Here is a 14366-nt window from a genome sequence, read left to right on the forward strand (position 1 = left end):
ACCCATGGACGGCTTGAAATCGGAATGCCTGGACGGCTTCAGATTGGACGAAGTGGACGGCTTCGTCGGTATCCTCAGTCTCGTGCGTCAGTGAGCGATCCGGACGGCACATATTGCGACAATTGAAGCCAGCATTCAGCCTCCAATCCGACCTCTTCTCTTAGCTCGCGGGCAGCGGCTTCTCTCGGATCCTCCCCTGTCTCATCCCCACCTGCGGGAAGCTCCCAACTGTAGTACTGCGCGCCGTAGCGGAATTGCCCGACCAAAAACAGCGAGCCGTCATCATCAACGGGCAATATTCTCAGGCCCTTCTTTTTGAAGTGAACTACGCCATAGGGTGCGAGATGTCCCGCCGCGTTCAGAACCTCGTGCTCATCAACGGAGAAAAAGTCATCTTCGTACCTCCGCTCTTTGGACAAGGTCTGCCAAGGGCTGCCCCGCTTTTGTAGTATCCTATCGTCCACGTGGCTCTCCTCTAGCGCCCAACGAACACTAGGAACGCCCCACATCTGCAGGTGTTCTCTACAAGCCCACTAAGAGTTCGACCTACCTTCTCGTCATTCGACAGGTTTGGATGCACGGACGCCGCAAGCGAGAGCGGCTCAGGACAATCTTGATTTCTGAAGCGAACTCTCTCGGCCAAACCCGCTTCTTCATCCCCGTCGGGCGGTTAGGAGCCAACGATGCTACCTGCTGCGAGAGGAGGCTTGGACGCGCCTATCGTTTGAACCGAAGGCCCTCGCCTCACAATCTTTCTCGAAATCTTCGAACCGAGCCGTTGCCCTGGCAACTCAATGAAATTGTAGGTGAGCACTGATAGAAGAAGTATCAGCGGTAGCGCAGCGAGGAACAGCAGGCTTGGATCCTCCAAACCGTACTTCCGCAAAAGGTAGAGTACAAAGGACTGCCAAAGGTAAACGCTAAAGCCCACCACGCCGATGGTTTGCACGACTCTGTTGTTCAGCAGCAGGGATTTGTCGCCCACCGCGCCAAACACGGTGAGCGCTGCAAACGGGTAGATTAGCCCCGACCAATCCCAAGGCAGCGTTATGCCGTTGAGGCCAATTGCCTGCCGCATAGCCAAGAGAGGAGGAGTATCAGCGGAGAGTGCCGCCAGACCTACAACTCCGACCCAAAAGCAAACCTTGCGCGTTCCCTCAGAGATTGTTGGGCTTACAAAGGCTATGGCCATTCCTAAGAAAAACGGGGTTACTCGGAACGGCATTTCTGCTTTTGGCGACACCACCAGTACTATGAGCTTCCAATACTCGGTTGCCAGATACGTGCCTGCGACCACAATGGCCAACCCCAGCGCAAGACGCCATCCTCTTAGAAAGACTAATGCGCCTACAACGACAGGCAGAGCCAAATAAAGCAGCATTTCTATTTTGGTGGTCCAGAAGTGCCACAAAGCATACTTGAATGTCACCAGCTGCCAAAAGAGCTTGTAGTTGAACACGCTCGCTTTCGGAACCCAGATAACGGCACAAAAGACCGCAGCCACGAAGATGAAGGCTGGCATAATTCGAAAGATCCGCCGGACCAGATAAGCGAACACTTCCCTGGGTATGACCGGAGACTTGTAGGCTTTTACCAAGCTCGGCGTTAAAAGCATGCCACTCAGGACAAAGAACAGAAAGACGCCAGTTGCACCCCACCCCGGAGCAACGAGATGGGAATGAGCAAGAATGACCAAGAGGGCGGCATAGCAGCGCAAACCATCAATTCCTGGGACAGAAGCATCCCGGCTGGTGCGACCGCAAAAGGTTTCAATTACGCCGGATAGCATAGCCCCTAGCCTCTTCTATTGAAGCGTTCGTCCCTCGTTCTAATAACCTTCTTCTTGTGACGTGTGGAATATGTCAAGCCGCGTGAAGAAGACCTTATTTGCCCCTCTGCGGCTCTCTTTTAGCTGAACCCAGTTTTGTAGCTTAAAGCCGCCTCATCAGCCGCGCCGCTGCCATGACGAGCTGCGTATCGAGCACGTCCTAAGCACCATCGCACTTGGCCAACACCGCTCGTAGGTCGCCTAGCGCACGCACAACGGCTTGAGCGGCAGATCCCGCTCAACTGGATCCCCGCCTCCAAGCACAGCCGCCCTCACCTTCGCGCGCCACGCCGGCCCAGCTTGTTAGGGGCCAATCGTAAGCGGCCAAGGATCTCGAACTAGGCTCGGGTGTCTTCTTTCCAGGCCGGTTTCGAAAGCTCCGGACAGTAGGCCCTGCGGAACCGAAAAAGTCTCGGTGACATCCCGCCAATCAGAGCGTGGGTGTAGCGACAGCGTTTCTGTCAATTCCGGGAGTGGAATTGACAGAAACGCTGCAGCAGCTGCTTCGTGTCCAGGCAGGGACAACTCGGCTGGTTCGGGAGGCGGAGGCATTAGGGTTGCAGTCGGAAAGCTAGGTTCAGCAGGCTCTGGAACTGGCGGCATTTGGGCTTCCGGAGATGCCGCAGGAACGGAAGGAGCGGAAGGCAACTTTGGCGCAATTGCTTCCGGAGGCGCCAGAACCGCGGCCTTTGCTGGCTCGGACTCGGGCGGATGCGAAGCTGGTGGAAAAGTTGGTTCAGCCGGTTCCGGAGGTGGAGGCAGCGATGCCACGGCTGGAACGCTGGGTTCAGCAGGCTCGGGAGGCGGCAGAACTGCCGCGACCGAAGGCGGATTGTGCCAAGGCTCGCGTGGAGGCTGAGACGGATGCGACTTCGAGGCTTGTGCCTTTGGGAGTTGCTCTGTTCCAGCACCAGCGTCGACCTGACGGGTACGAGCAGCCAAACGTTTCTCGGCACCTTCCCTGACGACTGCAGCCCGCCGCACCTCTCTCATCATGTTGGGAGATTGGTTGGACACGGCTTCTGGCGCAGGGAACGATGGAGCAATGTTGGTAGGTGGCACCACTCTTTGGGCGCAGGAAGCTGCCATCCCGCTCAATACAAGGGCCGCAAATGCCCCGAGCTTCCGCATATACCCGTAGCCTCCCCAAATCTGCTCCAGGAGACTCACGAGGCCTCAAGAGATTGCAGGGCTTCAGTGGCGCCTGATGTCATGCCTCGAAGGAAAGCCTTCTCGGAAGTCTACACGACAGCCGGGAGGGCATATCCTTATTGGACCTCAGGACTATATAGGAGAAGTAAAACCGCGCCGAAGCAAGGCCTTCCCGTTACTGATCCCCACCATTCAGGTGTCCGTTTGCGTTGCCATTCGGCTTGCCCACAGACGCCACGGTAGCGCGAATCCCGGCCTCAAGCTCTTTTGCGACATCGCCACCACTCGTCTGCAAAGTGGGTCTGATGGTAATTGGGGTGCGCTGGGCCTGGGAGCCGATGATCCGGTCGGATCGCATGAAGCTCAGGCTCCCGTTTACTTTCAGGTGACGCCGCTCGACTACCTCGCCGGTTTGGGTATCGAGAATGTGCCACCATTCAGAAGGCGTCTGGTTATCGACCAGCGAAACATAAGCCTCCAGGGCTGTCTCGTAATCACCAGCAAACCCATTTACTCCCACAGTTTTAGACGCTTCTGTTCCTGCGAAAAGTAGAAACCTTTTCATAGTACACTCCCCTTGCAAGCCCCGCGGCAGGCAAATCGTTAACCAGTGCTTCTGAGCTAAACAAGTGTATTTCTGTCGCTAACCCTAAATGGGTAGATAGATCACTTGCGTGTAGCTGTCGCTATATTGCCGCGCCTAGAACGTTCTAGGGGATGCAAATCTGCGGATTACTACAGCGGATCCGAAAGAAGCCCCACAGCCTCTGCAGTCCCTCATCTGCTCGTGGAGCGAGGGGTCCCTGGAACTCGCCCTAGGGCCATCGCTAGCCTCTTCTGCCTATAGGGCGCATGCGCCGATAGCGTGGAGAAAAGCGCCGAAGAGCACTCAAGGTGGTGCTCTCTCGACCCCGCATTTTAACAACGCCTCATCAGCGGCTCCGTCGCCAAGACGAGTTGAGCATCGAGCATCTCCTCCGGAGCAGTGTATTGGGCCACCCACTTCTCGTAAGTGGCCCAGCACAGGCCTTTGGACTTGGGCGGCAGTGCTTGAAATGCGGTATCAACTTTCGCTCTTGTGCTTCAGCGCTCGGATTGCCGCAGCAAGCTCCCGCGATAAGAGACTTCTCGTGACCAGATAATCGGGGCCGAGAAGTATACTGTATCGCGTCCGGGCTCCCAGGTGTACCGCCTCACATATCTCCGCAGCTCTTTCCAACGCATCGTTCTCGGCTTCACGAATGACGGCAGCGATCCTGGCAAAGCCCTTGTCTGTCAGGCGCCAGGAAGGCCCAGCCTCGTCGCCCTCAACCAAGTCGATGTACATATGGATCGTCTCACGCAGGCTCTCAGCATGCTCTTGTGGTGTCATGAATGCCATCTCCGAAGTCCCGAGAATTGCTGTGCTCGCATCTCCACCTCGGGAGAGCCCATGAAGCAGACTACCCATATGGCGCCTGTCAGTTCTATCAAAGTGCCTCAACTTGCGCGGTAGGCACTCCTCTGATTGTCGTCTATAACTGCTTCATCAGCCGTGCCGCTGCCATGACGAGTTGCGCATCGAGTAGATCCTCAGCAGCATCGTACTTGGCCACCCATCGCTCGTAAGTCGCCCAGCGCATGCCCTTAGGCTTGGGCGGCAGATCCCACTCATCGGGATCCTCATCTCCGAGCAGAGCCGCCTTTACCTTCGCTTTTGTACGCCAAGACCTCCCGATGGGGTCGAGGAATTGAGAGGCGTAGGCTGCTCTGCGTCCCCAGGCATATCGGCTGGCAAAGTATGTCGCCCCCAACGGTCTGTAGAGCACACGCACCGGCCGTCCGGTTCTGGAGCAGACGACGTACCATTGCAGCCCGCCGAAGTGCCTCGGCTCTGACACAAGAGAGAAAGTCTGGCGCTGTTCCTGAAAGGACAACTCTAGCAGGCCACCATAGTCGGACAGCCTTAGAGCAGCCGTGATGGTCTCGCCCGAGCCATAGGTAAGCACGCATTGGATGCGGCTGCCCGGCTTGCCAGCGCCGCTCGGGATAAGTCTCGCCAGATCCAGATTAGGGCCGCTCTCAAGGGTGAGCCGCTGCCGGTCACGAGGCATTTGAATAGCCTACTGGCGGGAACTTAGCTTTCTTAGCCTTTGTTATCATTAAAGAGCCTCCATGTGGTGTCATTATACCCCAAGGGGTGTCTCTTCGTCATGTATTTCACCGTTTCCCTGTTCATCGATGGCCAAATGACCAAGCCTATAGACCTTGAGAATTTACAGTGAAGGTCGCATTCCGACGAACAGGGATTCCGCAGGCTCACTCCCTCGCTTGGCATCTGGGACTGCTTTGCTCCCTCCTCGTCCTTCCAGCGACTGCCTTTGTCGGGTGGGTGCTCTGGCAGTACGCTTCTGCCGAACGAGCCCATCTTCTGCAGAATGGCCAAGAGCTTGTGCATCGCATTGCCGATGCCGTCGAAACAGAGGCTGCCTCTATCATGGGGACTGCACGGGTGGCCGCCTCCTCTCCTAGGCTCGTTCAAGGTCCATTGAACCCTGAGGAGTCGCGCCAAACGGCAGCCGCTGTCGCTCGCTCCCTTAGAGTAGATATCGCTATCCGTGACGTTGCGGGTCAGCAGTTGGTCAATACACGCCTCTTGCAGGACCAGAACCTTCCCTCTCGGCCGCTTGAGGTCGACCAGACGGTGCTGACCACCAAGCGAGCCGCCATTTCAGACTTGTTCCTTGGTTCCTACAACCAAGAGCCTCTTGTTGCAGTCGTCGCGCCGGTCGTTCAGCCTGCAACGGGAGAGGTCGTCTACTTCATCGACATCTCCGTCCCCGCCAAGCGCATCCTCGACATCATTTCCAAGGAGCCCCTTGGGAGCGGGCTCTATGCAACCATCCTCGACAGAAAAGGTCGCGTCATTGCGCGGACCCGTGGCCAGCAGACGTTTGTTGGAACTGAAGCCTCCGAGTTCATGCGCGGCGTGACAAATCGAGAGGGTAATTTTCGGACACGATCCTTGGATGGAGTTCCAGTACTCGTTCACTATGCTCGTGTAACCGACTCGGATTGGATTGCTGCGGTTGGCCTAGAGGAAGAGACCCTAAACGCGCCTATCAGGCGGCTCATAAGCTTGTTGGCCGCAACGGGTCTGTGCCTCGCCCTTCTCTCGACGGCGCTGGCCTATCTATTTGGCAGACGCATTACCAAAGCCATTGAAGGGCTTTCAGCCGCTGCCAGTGCGTTAGGAACAGGGTCAGACGTGCCAGCACTTCAGACACCCATCCGTGAGGTCAACAGTGTGAGCGCAGCGCTTGCGGACGCGGCAGAGGAGCGCAAGCGTGCAGAGGAGCAGCGAGCCCTGATGGTTCGCGAGCTACACCACAGGGTAAAGAATACACTCGCTACCGTTCAGGCCGTCGTCAACTCGACAGCCCGAAGGGCGGAGACCATCAGAGAGTTCAGTGACGCGGTGACCGAGCGCATCATCTCGCTCGCGAGGACTCATACGCTGCTTGTGGACGATGCTTGGGGAGGCGCCTCGCTGAACCACATCTTGAGAACCGAGCTGGAGCCGTACAACACTGGGCACCAGCGGGTTAAGCTTCATGGCCCTGAAGTACATCTTCCAGACAGCATTGCTTTGGCATTCGGCATGGCCGTCCATGAGCTGACCACAAATGCAGCCAAGTACGGAGCCCTTTCTCTTCCGACCGGCTGCATACACGTGAACTGGTCCACTGAAGGGGAAGGCCCAGACCGGCGTCTTCACTTAGAGTGGCGAGAGCATGACGGCCCACCAGTCGAAGTGCCAAAGCGGAAGGGCTTCGGGTCAACCCTGCTAGAACGCGTGCTTGGGCGTCAATTGCAAGGCAGCGTCAGGACGGAGTACCTGCCGGAGGGTATCCGAGTGCGAGTGGATGCGCCTCTGAGTGGCCACACCGTCCACGAGGCAGGGGCGGCTTAACCTACAGGAGCCGCCCTTCATCATCTCTCCACCCCAGACCCTATCTGGTAGATTATATGTGTCCTCGTAGTCGGACCGCTGATGGGCTGAATTGAGGTGTCACGGTCCTTCTCATCGGACCGTAGCCGGTAATTTTCTTTCGTGAAGCCGTGAACTGTCCCTGAGGTCGGACCGGCTGTCCTTCCCATCGGACCGGCTACAAATTTTGCTTGGTCCGGGTGCCAGCGCATGAAGGCTCTGGAGGCTTTCTCGCCGCTGCGGTTACAGGAGTGGAGCGTTAGGCGATACTCGCTGGCATGCGGGCTCTTGCGATCAAAGTGTCCGCGTGAGCAGCAGACGATGAAGCCCTTTTCCGTCAGCTCGGCGAATGCCCGTGCAGCAGTATCCTTGGAGCAGCGGACGTGCTTGGCTGCGTCACGGGTGGAGAGTGCAATGAAGCCATTGTTGCCGCCGTTATAGATGGCAGCCAATTCGAGAAAGATGCAGCGAGCCACTGCTGAGAGGGACCGCCAAGCAGGCGAACGGAGCATATGATGAGGGAGGGAGACGAAGCGTTCGGTTGTGCTTCGGCCCTTGTGGTTGTGACGTCTGGGCATGAGGTGCCTCACAGCGACCCTGAGAAGCTCAAGGACGCCTGTTCTGAATGTTGATGAGGAAGAGTGCAGCCGAGGCATAAACCGCGGCTGCTGGCGTCTCAAAGTCAGGGAATGCAGTCTGATGCTGGCTCGTTAGGCTGCACGACGCTTCTCTTGGGCAGAAACAGCCTTGAGCACCCGCAAGGGTGTCCGCAAGATGTAGCGCCCGTGTGTCCCGGAATATGGACCAGCGTGGGGCTCATCAATGGTGTCGATGACAAGCCCGCGCTTGCGCAGTGAGTGAACGTATGCAGACCAACGCGGTGCCGGCCTCTCAAGAGGAATGACACCGCCATGCCCTGTTTCCAGCAGGCAGCTGAGTGTCCACGCCTCACGCCCTTTCACGCGCAATATCTCGCCCGTGTCGAGCCGCTGCACGAGGAGTTCGACGACATCGTTAGGCATTGTGCGCCTCCGTGCTGAAGCCCGCCAGTTCAGCGACGGTAAGTGCGAGCGCCGCAGACAGTCCGAAACGCGTGGCGAGGCTTTTCACCACGCGAGGATGGGAGCGGAGTGGCTGCGATGCTGCCCAGGCGAAGAGTGGCAACAGGCACAGGTTCTCGTTGCGACGCAAGCGCCGCTTGTGTAGGCTATTCATGGTTGAAATCCTTAGCCCCGTGCGAGAGCTCCTCGTACGGGGCTCTCTTTTGCACGGTCATGAACAGGAGTAGTTCAGAAGCTAAAAGCTTCCAACGTCAGCGGTCGTTCGCAGCCCCAGCGATGAGGGCGCGGATGTCCTCCACACGCCATGCGGTGATGCGCGGGCCGAGTTTCACAGGCTTGGGATAACGCCCGTCCTTGATGCCAGCCCACCACGTGGACCTGCTCACGGGAATAGGCCCATTCGGGGCAAGGATGCCGGGCAACCTGACAAAGCCCGATGATGGCAGGTAAAGGGATGCCGAAGGGTCTGCCTTCGGGCGTGAATCAACGTTCTGCAAAGCCATTGGGCTCGCGTCCTTTCATCGTTCAGTTGTGAATGAAACGACCGGCGAGGCTCAGGAGATTCGATTGACTTGCACCCTGAGCCCCCAGTAGGCTTAGCCCGCTCTGCTACGAGTACGGGTTTCGACCCACCGCGCCGCCTTAGCCCCCTGGCAGGGGTTAGGGCGGCTCTTTTTTCCGTGTCGCTGACCTCTCGTGCGAGAAGCCAATCCTCAGCGGATCCATTTGACCCGCATCAGACAGTTAATTGTCTAAAGCTTGTTACGGAATTCTCAATCGCTTTCCTCCAACTTGTCCCGGAAGGCGTGCCAAGCCAGCGTCACCCACGCGAGCGCGCTCATGAGGGTCAGGCCGGCGAACGCATAAGCCAGGATCGGGAAGTACTGCGGAAGCAGGATTATGGCGGCAAAGAAGAGGATCGTCTCCGTGCCCTCCATGAAGCCCGCCGTGAGGGAGAAATGAATCGATTGGTTGCCTCGGATGTTGTTGGCCTTTCCTGCGGAAGACCGGTCCACAGCGAATCGATTTGACCCGCGTAAGACAACCTCGCACGATTCTTTTCTAAGGAAGGATCACCTGGGATCCCGAGACTGGTTTAATATCGTTAGTGCCCAAGATCCACAGGATCCTGTGGACATCTGGAATGCGTTACTTCGAAGTGCCACCTGCATTTGAATTCAAACGTACAACGTTGTTTTGGGGCTGTCGCTCAAGGAAGCCAGCCCACGCATCCATCAACTCACGGCGCTTCTCCAGAGCATCACCGCGCCTGTACGCCCGCTCGACCGCATCACCCACAAGATGAGCCAGAGCCGCCTCCGCCACCTCTCGCGGGAAATGCGTCCGCTCGCCTGCCCAATCCCGGAAGGCACTGCGGAAGCCATGCACCGTGACATCCAACTTCATCCGGCGCAGTACCATCTCCAATGCCATGACCGACAGCGGCCGCCCAGGCTTGGTGCCGGGGAACACGAGGTCACCGAGCCGCTTCTGCTCCATCTCCCGCAGGATTTCGACCGCTCGGGCTGAGAGCGGCACCCGATGCACTCGCCCTGCCTTCATGCGAGCGGCAGGCACCGTCCAGACACGCGCCTCAAGGTCGAACTCACCCCATGAGGCACCAAACACCTCCCCGGACCGGGCAGCAGTGAGGATAGCAAACTCCAAAGCACGTGGAGCCACACCCTCCCGTTCTCGCAGTGCCTCTATGAACGCAGGCACCTCGTCAAAGGGCATAGCCTTGTGATGCCCCCGCGTGAGCCTTGCCCGCTTCGGCAGAACAGCATCCAGATGGCCCCGCCACCGGGCCGGGTTCTCACCGGTCCCCTGTCCACGCGCACGAGCAAAGTCGAACACCCGCTCCATCCGTCCCCGCAGCCGTGAGGCCGTCTCGGCCTTGGCCGTCCAGAGTGGCTGGAGAACCTTCAGAACGTCCTCTGTGCCAATCTCCGTCACTGGCTTGGTTCTGAGCGGTTCGCAGTAGACGGTCAGTGTCATCTTCCACTGGGCGCGGTGCTTCTCATTGCGCCAGGAGGAGGACATGCTCTCAATCAGAGCGTCAACAGCCTCGCCAAAGGTCAGCACCTGAGGCTTTTCCCGTGCCGTAATCGGATCCAGCCCATCGGCCAGCTTCTGGCGGGCCTCTGCGGCTCGCTCGCGGGCTTTGGCGAGCGGCACATCCCGCAAGGCACCAAGCCCCATCTCCCGGCGCTTGCCGCCTGCCTTCCACATGAACACCCACGAACGGGCGCCGCTGGCTGTAATGTTCAGGTAGAGCCCGCCGCCATCGGAGTGCCGCCCCGGCTTTGTCAGTGTTGCGACCGTTCTGGCGCTCAACGTGTGCAGCTGTCGTGCCATCTGCCCCTATCCTTCCCCACCTTCTTCCCCACCTTTGAGGCTGGATTGTAGCGGATGAAGCTGGACCGCGTAAGATGCACGCCGAGGTAAAAGCCTTGATTTTAAGGAGATTTTCGGATGCGACTGGCTGTGACTGGACACTAGTATGGCGGACTCCGTCTCCGCCAACTTCCTTGAACATTTCCGAACGGGTGAGACGCGCGAGACCTGCGCCACGGCCAACGTCGCCCTTGTCATCCGAAGGCAGGTCAGCGCCCTAGCGAACTTTGGCCGCTTCGAGCAGCGCTCACTTTCGTCTCGGCGAGTTCGCCGACGAGGTCCCTTGAGGTTCTGTTCAAGAAACCTCGGACCGCCCCCTTCTGAAAGTCGAGACCGAGGACTGAGCGCCCCTACCGTCGGTGCTTGCCCAGGAGCAGACGACGAAGCGGTCGTCCATGATGATTGCGGCTGTCTTTCCAATGAACGTTTCACGGAGCGTAACAGACAGCGCCTTCCTATCTGGCCGTGGGAAGAGTCAGGTGGATAGCCCCGCAGCGCTACTCTTTGTCTGTCGACTCATTGTCTGTCCGATTTTAATTCTAAGATGTTATGCTAGATACTATGACTATTTTCGCATCAAACCTTAAATATTTCCGAATGAAAAGCGGCCTAACGCAGGAAGAGCTGGCGGAAAAATGCGGCTTGCACCGAACTTATATTGGTGGAATCGAGCGGAAAGAAAGAAACATTAGTTTGCGCAACGTCGATAAAATTTCCAGAGCCTTGAATATTCAACCGTACCTGCTCTTGCAGGAGCGCTCTTGGAATGTCTAATACCCCAACTGTATTTGAACAGCGCTTCCTGGACGCGCTGACCCACCATCTTGACGGGTGGAAGGCCAAGGTTGAACGGGATTTCTCCCAAGGTGCGTTCCAGCGTGAGTTGACCGACCTCAGTGGCGATCCTGTCTACGAACGCTTTGGCTTCAATTGTGCCGAATACGTTCTCGTGCGCTTGATCGGGCGGATGAGCATCAGCGTCGGCCGCCGTCTTGGCGAAATTTACGATAAGGTTCCGCGTTTCATCGCAGCCGCCCGGTTCAACCTCAAACCGACGCAGGTTGCCGAATTGTTCGATGGGCTCGAGATCGACATCGTTTTGCGCAGTACTCTGCTCAGCAAGCCTGATCAGAAGCACATCCAGCAATTAGTCTCCCAGTATTCGAACGAAGAATATAAGGGCCTTGGGATCGAAATTCGCTACAACTTCAATCCGAACGACAGCTCCCGCCTCCGCAAGGACGAGTCAGTTGCCAATAAACTCAGGGCGCAGGGCCTTTATCCGGTTTACCTGATCTTCAGCTCGATCAGTCCGCGTGATGAGGCCATTGCTCGCCTGACCCGAGGCGGCTGGTTCTTCATCCAAGGCCAGGAAGCCCTCGACTTCATGCATGATCTGCTGGGTGTCGACATCATGTCCGTCCTCGAGAACCCAACCATTTCGGACGAGATCAAGAAGCAGACCCAAGACATCATGCGGTCCATCTTCGCATCGCCTGCCTTCAAGCACGTCAGGGTCGCCGGTTAGCGGGAAGCGTAGACGATGCTTTCAAAGAGATCCTTGCCGCTGTGCCGGCGCCGGAAACGGTGGACTTTTGTCACCTTAGCCCCAACCGTGCCCTCGATGAGGCGGCTGAGGACAATGTCAGTTGCAACGTATTCGTCCTTGATCCAGGAATTGCCCACCACATAAGCGAGCTTCGCCGAGGGGCTCAGCCGGGTCGACAAGGCTTCCAGATGCAACTGGAGACGGTTGAAGTAATGGACGACATAGTTAGCCATCAGGTTGTCTTTGGCGCGGATTCGCTCATGCAAGCCGGCCAGCGCCGCAGCGAGAACGTCACTGCGCGGTGCAATCTCACCTTTCATCAGCTCGGATGTTGCGGTGCCCCAGGTGCCGCCTATGGTCCGTCGATCGATCTCCGACGCCGACTTGGCCTCGACGATGAAGTCTAGCATGTATAAGTGAGGCCGCGTGTTCCAGACGTAGCTGTAGCGGTTGGGGTATGGAGGCGATGTGACGACCGCATCAATCTCTTCAAGGGATTCGTAGGATTCCGGGCGGGTCGCATCTCCATGGATCAACACTGTCTGCGAGACGAGGCTGTTGTTGTTGAGCAGAACAAGATCCTCAATCATCACCCGCGCATGGGCCTCGAACGTTCGCCAAGGATTGATGTCGTCCTTGCTCCTATCGATGAAATGCAATTGAAGGCGGCCAAGGGTCACGTTGGTCAGGTCAGGAACGAGAACCGCCGCGAGCGTCAGGCGGAAGAAATCGCGATAGCGTGGATCCTCAACACCGCCGATAGCCGCCTTCAGGCAGAGCATCTCGTGCAGCACATCGGCGCGCCACCAACGCTCCACATTGTGGATGGGCGGGATGCCGATGCCGAGATCCGTAATCGTCTCGAGCGAGGTTTCGCCTTTGAAGCAGCGGAAATCACGCTCGATGTCCGCGAGGACAGCGCGTGCCTCGTGCACCTTGAGAGACCAATCCAGGCAAACCCGGTTCACGAAGTGAAGGAATGGGTTGATCTCGATGCAGCTGTTGCGATACCCCTCGAGCGAGGATTCGATTGCAGTCGTGCCCGCTCCTGAAAATGGATCGTGAATATGTGCACCGTTCTCAAGGTGCATCTCGTCAATCATAGCCTGGACGAGATCCGGGCCGAAGCTAGGCGTGAGGCGAAACCAGCGATGAATACGCTGTGACAACCCAGATAAAAAGGTCGATGAGCCGACATGAATTGGCTCATATCTAATGATTGGACCTCCGCCTTGCAGATGAACAACTTCTGCCTCATCTGGAAAAAGATTGCCCTGCTGCAGATACTTTTGCTTTATCCCTACCATGACGACAATGGGTAGCAGATATCACTGGCTTTAGCAAAAAAACTTCGTGGCATGGCCGCCTTAATCCTGTGCATAAGCGCCATTGAAATGTCTTGGCTAAAGCCGCTCGATCAGCCTATGCCAATGGCTGGCTAAACCTCTTCAGGCGATGGTGTTCTATGGGCTGGCAGGTCACTGGATCCCGTATTGTTTTCCGCGACCGGTGGATCTTCGTTCGAGCAGACGACTGCTTAACGCGGTCAGGCGTGGAAATTGCACCATTCTATGTTCTCGAATACCCGGACTGGGTGCACGTCGTTGCACTGGATGCCGATAACCACATCATTCTCGTCCAGCAATATCGCCATGGCTTTGGCGGAACGACGCTAGAGCTGCCGGGCGGCATCATCGATGTGCAGGACAGCGATCCTGTCGCAGCAGCGAGACGCGAGCTGGCTGAAGAAACCGGCTATGCGGCCGATGACTTTCGCCTTCTCGCAAGCCTCTCACCCAACCCGGCCACGCATACGAATAAAGTGCACGTGGTTCTTGCACAGCCGGCCGTCATCGCAAAGCGACTGGCGCCGGACCCGGAGGAGGATATCACCGTCGTACGGCTGCCAGCTGACGAAGTTCTCCGGATGGCGCTGGCGGGGGAGTTGGTTCACGCCCAGCATGCAGGATTGCTGATGATCGGGCTCAAGGCGGCCAACCTGCTTGGAGTTTAGGATCGCCCCGGCGCAATGTGGCTGAGTTTTGCCACCACGTGATCAGTCGCTTCGTTGCTTGGGCAGAGTAGATACCGATCTTCAATCGCTGCTCTCGAAACATTTCTATAAACTTCGTGAGGGAATAGACGAGAACCCTCCTGCGTTTGCTGACGATACAGCGTGAAGCCAGATGCAGGAGAAGCCTATGAATGGCAATCGTCATCCCGAAGCAGTATCAGGTTCTGCTTCAGACCCTGCGCCTCCGACAAACAAGGGCCCGTCCCTTCAGCGTGCATCAATCCTCTTTGTTGCCTCTATGGGCTCGTTCATTGGGGCAAGCCTTTTGCTGGCTAGCCTCTGACCAAGATGCCGCTCCTCTCGCTTGGTGTGTTGAGGCGCACGGCAAGGTTTCC

General features: G+C 57.4%; 15 protein-coding genes. 4 read left to right on the forward strand and 11 right to left on the reverse strand.

The annotated features are described in order from the left end of the window. Positions 1-74: 74 nt before the first annotated feature. The 5 genes from ILT44_RS12390 to ILT44_RS12410 form a co-directional block, all read right to left on the reverse strand. Positions 75-464, reverse strand: coding sequence for an NUDIX domain-containing protein (locus tag ILT44_RS12390; protein WP_204239895.1), 390 nt, complete (start codon positions 462-464; stop codon positions 75-77). A gap of 206 nt (positions 465-670) precedes the next feature. Beyond that, positions 671-1789 carry an acyltransferase family protein gene (locus tag ILT44_RS12395; protein ID WP_204239896.1) on the reverse strand — a complete coding sequence of 373 codons (1119 nt, stop codon included), beginning with the start codon at positions 1787-1789 and terminating at the stop codon, positions 671-673. A gap of 1366 nt (positions 1790-3155) precedes the next feature. Beyond that, complete coding sequence (locus ILT44_RS12400) at positions 3156-3545, reverse strand: hypothetical protein (RefSeq protein ID WP_204239897.1); 390 nt, start codon at positions 3543-3545, stop codon at positions 3156-3158. A 498-nt stretch (positions 3546-4043) separates the two neighbouring features. Continuing rightward, complete coding sequence (locus tag ILT44_RS12405) at positions 4044-4352, reverse strand: hypothetical protein (protein ID WP_204239898.1); 309 nt, start codon at positions 4350-4352, stop codon at positions 4044-4046. A gap of 142 nt (positions 4353-4494) precedes the next feature. After that, a complete protein-coding gene (locus ILT44_RS12410; RefSeq protein WP_204239899.1) occupies positions 4495-5073 on the reverse strand; it encodes a hypothetical protein in 579 nt (192 codons plus the stop codon). Between the two features lie 167 nt (positions 5074-5240). Between ILT44_RS12410 and ILT44_RS12415 the strand changes: the two genes are divergently transcribed. Beyond that, complete coding sequence (locus ILT44_RS12415) at positions 5241-6932, forward strand: sensor histidine kinase (protein WP_204239900.1); 1692 nt, start codon at positions 5241-5243, stop codon at positions 6930-6932. Between the two features lie 728 nt (positions 6933-7660). On the opposite strand, the gene ILT44_RS12425 is transcribed toward ILT44_RS12415, so the two are convergent. From ILT44_RS12425 to ILT44_RS12445, 5 genes are all read right to left on the reverse strand, one after another. Beyond that, the gene (locus tag ILT44_RS12425; RefSeq protein WP_204239902.1) at positions 7661-7972 is read right to left on the reverse strand and encodes a winged helix domain-containing protein; all 312 of its coding nucleotides are present in this window, start codon (positions 7970-7972) and stop codon (positions 7661-7663) included. Continuing rightward, positions 7965-8165 carry a hypothetical protein gene (locus tag ILT44_RS12430; RefSeq protein ID WP_204239903.1) on the reverse strand — a complete coding sequence of 67 codons (201 nt, stop codon included), beginning with the start codon at positions 8163-8165 and terminating at the stop codon, positions 7965-7967. Before ILT44_RS12430 ends, ILT44_RS12425 begins: the two co-directional genes overlap by 8 nt. 97 nt (positions 8166-8262) lie before the next feature. Further along, on the reverse strand, positions 8263-8397 hold the full coding sequence (locus ILT44_RS31715) for a helix-turn-helix transcriptional regulator (protein ID WP_204239904.1): 135 nt from the start codon (positions 8395-8397) through the stop codon (positions 8263-8265). Positions 8398-8784: 387 nt separating this feature from the next. Further along, positions 8785-9027 carry a hypothetical protein gene (locus ILT44_RS12440; protein WP_204239905.1) on the reverse strand — a complete coding sequence of 81 codons (243 nt, stop codon included), beginning with the start codon at positions 9025-9027 and terminating at the stop codon, positions 8785-8787. Between the two features lie 133 nt (positions 9028-9160). Further along, entirely contained in the window at positions 9161-10369 is a 1209-nt protein-coding gene (locus ILT44_RS12445; protein ID WP_204239906.1) for a tyrosine-type recombinase/integrase, read from the reverse strand. Positions 10370-10969: 600 nt separating this feature from the next. Here ILT44_RS12445 and ILT44_RS12450 point away from each other — a divergent pair. Together ILT44_RS12450 and ILT44_RS12455 are read left to right on the forward strand one after the other, a co-directional pair. Further along, entirely contained in the window at positions 10970-11182 is a 213-nt protein-coding gene (locus tag ILT44_RS12450) for a helix-turn-helix domain-containing protein (protein WP_255549718.1), read from the forward strand. After that, positions 11175-11936: a hypothetical protein gene (locus ILT44_RS12455; RefSeq protein WP_204239908.1), complete on the forward strand. Its 762-nt coding sequence runs from the start codon at positions 11175-11177 to the stop codon at positions 11934-11936. Before ILT44_RS12450 ends, ILT44_RS12455 begins: the two co-directional genes overlap by 8 nt. On the opposite strand, the gene ILT44_RS12460 is transcribed toward ILT44_RS12455, so the two are convergent. Then, positions 11933-13048, reverse strand: a complete 1116-nt coding sequence (locus ILT44_RS12460) for a hypothetical protein (protein ID WP_204239909.1) — start codon at positions 13046-13048, stop codon at positions 11933-11935. The two genes, ILT44_RS12455 and ILT44_RS12460, sit on opposite strands and share 4 nt — an antisense overlap. A gap of 374 nt (positions 13049-13422) precedes the next feature. Here ILT44_RS12460 and ILT44_RS12465 point away from each other — a divergent pair, with 374 nt between their 5' ends. After that, on the forward strand, positions 13423-13971 hold the full coding sequence (locus tag ILT44_RS12465; protein ID WP_204239910.1) for an NUDIX hydrolase: 549 nt from the start codon (positions 13423-13425) through the stop codon (positions 13969-13971). The last annotated feature ends 395 nt before the right edge of the window (positions 13972-14366 follow it).

It is taken from the genome of Microvirga arvi (genome assembly GCF_016892765.1).
GTDB lineage: Bacteria > Pseudomonadota > Alphaproteobacteria > Rhizobiales > Beijerinckiaceae > Microvirga > Microvirga arvi.

Bases quoted from the DNA above. Each gene is read 5' to 3' on its own strand.
- ILT44_RS12395 (WP_204239896.1), bottom strand. From the start codon at position 1,789: ATGCTATCCGGCGTAATTGAAACCTTTTGCGGTCGCACCAGCCGGGAT.
- ILT44_RS12400 (WP_204239897.1), bottom strand. From the start codon at position 3,545: ATGAAAAGGTTTCTACTTTTCGCAGGAACAGAAGCGTCTAAAACTGTG.
- ILT44_RS12405 (WP_204239898.1), bottom strand. From the start codon at position 4,352: ATGACACCACAAGAGCATGCTGAGAGCCTGCGTGAGACGATCCATATG.
- ILT44_RS12410 (WP_204239899.1), bottom strand. From the start codon at position 5,073: ATGCCTCGTGACCGGCAGCGGCTCACCCTTGAGAGCGGCCCTAATCTG.
- ILT44_RS12425 (WP_204239902.1), bottom strand. From the start codon at position 7,972: ATGCCTAACGATGTCGTCGAACTCCTCGTGCAGCGGCTCGACACGGGC.
- ILT44_RS12430 (WP_204239903.1), bottom strand. From the start codon at position 8,165: ATGAATAGCCTACACAAGCGGCGCTTGCGTCGCAACGAGAACCTGTGC.
- ILT44_RS12445 (WP_204239906.1), bottom strand. From the start codon at position 10,369: ATGGCACGACAGCTGCACACGTTGAGCGCCAGAACGGTCGCAACACTG.
- ILT44_RS12450 (WP_255549718.1), top strand. From the start codon at position 10,970: ATGACTATTTTCGCATCAAACCTTAAATATTTCCGAATGAAAAGCGGC.
- ILT44_RS12455 (WP_204239908.1), top strand. From the start codon at position 11,175: ATGTCTAATACCCCAACTGTATTTGAACAGCGCTTCCTGGACGCGCTG.
- ILT44_RS12460 (WP_204239909.1), bottom strand. From the start codon at position 13,048: ATGCACCTTGAGAACGGTGCACATATTCACGATCCATTTTCAGGAGCG.
- ILT44_RS12465 (WP_204239910.1), top strand. From the start codon at position 13,423: ATGGGCTGGCAGGTCACTGGATCCCGTATTGTTTTCCGCGACCGGTGG.